The sequence below is a fragment of the Alteromonas sp. 14N.309.X.WAT.G.H12 genome, assembly GCF_036697315.1.
Lineage (GTDB): Bacteria > Pseudomonadota > Gammaproteobacteria > Enterobacterales > Alteromonadaceae > Alteromonas.
This window is the reverse complement of sequence record NZ_JBAHZB010000182.1, coordinates 1-3,662: the sequence shown is the minus strand read 5'-3', so window position 1 is coordinate 3,662 and position 3,662 is coordinate 1. Positions and strand designations below refer to the sequence as shown.

The following is a 3,662-nucleotide window of genomic DNA, read 5'->3' as shown; positions in this document are numbered from 1 at the left end:
GCAAGGGTGTAGTAAACTGCATAGTTACGAAATTTCAATTATTTGATACCTAGTGTATCAAGCAAAAAAGGAAATGTTATGGCGATTTTTTCTGTATCACTGACTTTCGACAAGGCGCCTGCGCCCTGGGGCGATAACGCGCGTTTTAGTTTCACCGAAAACGGCGCAGTGATACACCTGAGTAGTGAAGAAAACGCAGAGCGTGAAATTTGTCAGGCTGGACGTCGCATTGATGGCTTAAACATCAGTGAAGTTCAGTTAGAAGGTGATTGGTGTATAGCGCACCAATGGGCCTTCGCCATGAGTTACACTCGGGCAAGAAAGCCTGGGCGCATTCACTGGGCAGACAACAGTGATAAGCAACGGCTAGAAAAAGAATATGAAGCACTGCAATTTACCCGCAATCTGGTTAACGATACGCCAGAAGATCTCTCACCTGAAACCTTGGCTTTGCGCGCCGCGCAGTACTTACAATCTGTAGGTGGCGATAAAATTACGGTAACTACCACGGTGGGTGAAGGGTTAAAAGACGCCGGATGGACTGGTATCTATAACGTAGGCCGTGGCAGTGAACGGCCACCGGTAATGTTGGAAGTGGATTATAACCCAACGGGAAATCCTGATGCCCCAGTAGACGCCGCATTGGTAGGAAAAGGGATCACCTTTGATAGTGGTGGTTACAGTTTAAAATCCAGCGAAGGCATGCTGGATATGAAGTGTGACATGGGAGGCGCAGCAACGGTGACAGGCGCGTTAGGTTTAGCCATCACCCAAGGCTTAACCAAACGGGTGCGTTTGCTGTTATGTTGCGCGGAAAACCTCGTCAGCGGTCACGCGTATAAACTGGGCGATGTATTAACGTACAAAAATGGTGTTTCAGTTGAAATTGTAAATACCGATGCCGAAGGGCGCTTAGTGCTTGCCGATGGCCTGTTGCGGGCCACCGAGCTTGAGGCGCCTTTAATTATTAACGCCGCTACCCTTACCGGCGCTGCCACTGTGGCGTTAGGTCATGACTACCATGCTGTGTTTAGTTTGGATGATAATGCCCGCCAGGCCATGCTGACGGCGGCGCAAGAGGAAAACGAAAAATTCTGGCCATTGCCGGTTGCGCGCTGGCATCAGGATAAATGTCCCTCTGCCTTTGCCGATACGGCCAATAGCAGACCGCAAAAAGGGGGCGGTGTGGGTGGCGCCTCTAACGCTGCTGGCTTCCTTTCTCGTTTTGTCAATGAGGCAGGAACAGGCTGGATCCACCTTGATTTGGCCGCCGCCTATCATGGTTCAGCAACCAGTGAGATGCCCGTAGGTGCCACCGGTAAGGGAATTCGTGCCATAGCCCGTATTCTTCACACTTATGGCCGTTAACGGCTAACACAAACGCATACGTGGCCACTTGATTAGACGACAGTGACTTTATTGTCACCAAGCCTAATCATTGGGCCACGGCAATTCCCTTTTACTATCGCCCACTGCTTACTGGAGAGATAAGCTCATGGATACCTGGTCAGCGGCCGTTATGTTGTTTTTAATCATGGATCCATTGGGTAATTTGCCCGTGTTTATGTCTGTGCTAAAAACCATTGAGCCGAAACGACGACGGATTATACTCATTAGAGAATTAGTCTTTGCGCTTCTGATCCTCATGCTGTTTTTACACAGTGGTCAGGCGGTACTTGATTTTCTCAATGTGCAGCAAGAAACCGTGAGTATTGCCGGTGGGATTATTCTATTTCTTATTGCCCTCAAAATGATTTTTCCACAGTCAGGAAACCCATTGGGGCTGGCTGTGGGCGAAGAGCCTTTCCTTGTGCCATTGGCCATTCCTATGATTGCCGGTCCGTCTACGTTAGCGGCACTGATCCTGCTTGCGAATCAAAATCCCGATAGGATGATAGACTGGACCATTGCACTGGGTGCCGCCTGGATTATCAGTGCGGTCATTTTGATGTTTTCGGGTATTTTTCATCGCTTGCTTGGTGAGCGAGGACTTACCGCGATGGAGCGATTGATGGGGATGATCTTGGTGATGATTTCAATTCAGATGTTGCTGGACGGCATTAGCCACTACTTTACCCATTCCAGCGGAGTATAAGCACTATGACTAAACTTTCTACTTTTTCCCGGGTGCGTCAACTGGAAGGTTGGCAAGCGGTGGCTTTCAGCGCTGCCATGTTGGAAAGAATGTTACCGAATTTTGCGCTGTTTAAAGAAGTCACAGGCTTTGACGACGAAGGTGTGTGTGAAAAGTGTTTGGGCTTGCTGTGGGAATCCATAAAAAGCCCCAAAAGCAAAATTAATTTTTCGGTTCAATTAGAAAAAGTTGAGCAGGTCACGCCTGACACGGCAGATTACGATACCTTTGGCGTGTATCCGGCCATTGATGCCACCATCGGTTTAGAGGCTGCGATTATGTTGGTGCTTAAACAGGATCTACAGGGTGCTGTGGTTATCAGTAAATTATCCCAAGGAAGCGTGGAAGCGTATTTATTGGCAAGTGGCGTAGCAGAAGATGATATCAAAGGGCATCCTTTGATGGAGTTTGAGGTGTCATTACAAAATGCATTACTTGATGCTATGGCCACTCCAGGGCCAGTTGCAAGTGTCTGTGACACCCTAAAACAACTGGCACTGGAAGAAGGTATTTCTAATATCGGTCTTGAAATACAAAACTAATCTTGATTGGCTGACACGTCATACCGCAATAACTGATATTGCACTTGGGCTAAGCGCTTTTCTTTTATTTGTATTAGCCTGGGATCGGCAGGAAGGGGCGGGGCAGTAATTTCCCGCTCAACATAAATTACGCCGTCGGGCTTTATCAGGTTGTGCTGTAAAATTTGCTGTATTGCCGGTGTCGCTAGGTTTTTATTAAAGGGCGGGTCGATAAAGATAATATCGAAGGCCTCATCAAGGGTGGGGAGTGTTTTTAACGCCTCGCCCTGTATCACCTTGGCGTCGGCCTCTAAAATGCGGGTATTTTGTGTTAGTTGCTCGGCTACAGCGCGATCATATTCGATAAAGGTGCAATGCTTGGCATACCGTGACAGCGCTTCAAAGCCCAGTCCACCAGACCCGGCAAAGACATCAAGACATCGGGCATCGTGGAGATCGCCCATGAGCCAGTTAAACAGGGTTTCTTTGTTTCTATCGGTGGTTGGTCGCAAACCGTCGATGTCTGCAACGGGCAATTTTCGCCCGCGCCACTGGCCAGCGATAATTCTCACATTTCCGGGTTTTTGCTTTTGACGTAAAGGCTTTTTGGATACTCGCTTCATGGGTGCTGACAATGTATGATAACGGCTATTGAAAGTCGGCCAGTGTAGCCGAATTTTGCCGTTTTAATAAGGATTTGACCAAACAATGTCGAAACTTTTTGGCTGGTTCAGTAAGAACAAGCATTCTAAAAAAGATGAAAAAGCAAAAAATACGCAGGAACAAGTTCCTGTATCCGATGAACCCCAGGTCCCTGATGCAGAGCCTGAAATAACGCCATCTCCCGCCAGTATTGACGATGATGCCGATACTTCGGAGGCGGGCGCTGACAAAGATGGGCAACCCCTTGATGAGGCAAAATTAAAAGCTGACGTTGAACCCCTTGGGGATAACGACGATGAAAATGAATCGCCGGTGGTGGTAACAGAAGCAATCGCTGGTAGTGT

General features: G+C 48.1%; 4 protein-coding genes and 1 pseudogene. 4 read left to right on the top strand and 1 reads right to left on the bottom strand.

Annotation, left to right across the window (positions count from 1 at the left end):
• Positions 1-78: 78 nt before the first annotated feature.
• The 3 genes from pepB to V5298_RS20050 all read left to right on the top strand — a co-directional run bounded on the left by pepB (position 79) and on the right by V5298_RS20050 (position 2,676).
• A complete protein-coding gene (gene pepB, locus V5298_RS20060; protein ID WP_332933193.1) occupies positions 79-1,368 on the top strand; it encodes an aminopeptidase PepB in 1,290 nt (429 codons plus the stop codon).
• A gap of 127 nt (positions 1,369-1,495) precedes the next feature.
• A complete protein-coding gene (locus V5298_RS20055; protein ID WP_332933192.1) occupies positions 1,496-2,095 on the top strand; it encodes a YhgN family NAAT transporter in 600 nt (199 codons plus the stop codon).
• 5 nt (positions 2,096-2,100) lie between these two features.
• Positions 2,101-2,676 carry a YjaG family protein gene (locus tag V5298_RS20050; protein WP_332933191.1) on the top strand — a complete coding sequence of 192 codons (576 nt, stop codon included), beginning with the start codon at positions 2,101-2,103 and terminating at the stop codon, positions 2,674-2,676.
• Here V5298_RS20050 and rsmD read toward each other — a convergent pair.
• The gene (gene rsmD, locus V5298_RS20045) at positions 2,673-3,278 is read right to left on the bottom strand and encodes a 16S rRNA (guanine(966)-N(2))-methyltransferase RsmD (protein WP_332933190.1); all 606 of its coding nucleotides are present in this window, start codon (positions 3,276-3,278) and stop codon (positions 2,673-2,675) included. The genes V5298_RS20050 and rsmD overlap by 4 nt on opposite strands.
• A gap of 85 nt (positions 3,279-3,363) precedes the next feature.
• Here rsmD and V5298_RS20040 point away from each other — a divergent pair.
• Positions 3,364-3,662: pseudogene (locus V5298_RS20040) on the top strand (hypothetical protein); the annotation flags it as partial.

Bases quoted from the DNA above. Each gene is read 5' to 3' on its own strand.
- pepB (WP_332933193.1), top strand. From the start codon at position 79: ATGGCGATTTTTTCTGTATCACTGACTTTCGACAAGGCGCCTGCGCCC.
- V5298_RS20055 (WP_332933192.1), top strand. From the start codon at position 1,496: ATGGATACCTGGTCAGCGGCCGTTATGTTGTTTTTAATCATGGATCCA.
- V5298_RS20050 (WP_332933191.1), top strand. From the start codon at position 2,101: ATGACTAAACTTTCTACTTTTTCCCGGGTGCGTCAACTGGAAGGTTGG.
- rsmD (WP_332933190.1), bottom strand. From the start codon at position 3,278: ATGAAGCGAGTATCCAAAAAGCCTTTACGTCAAAAGCAAAAACCCGGA.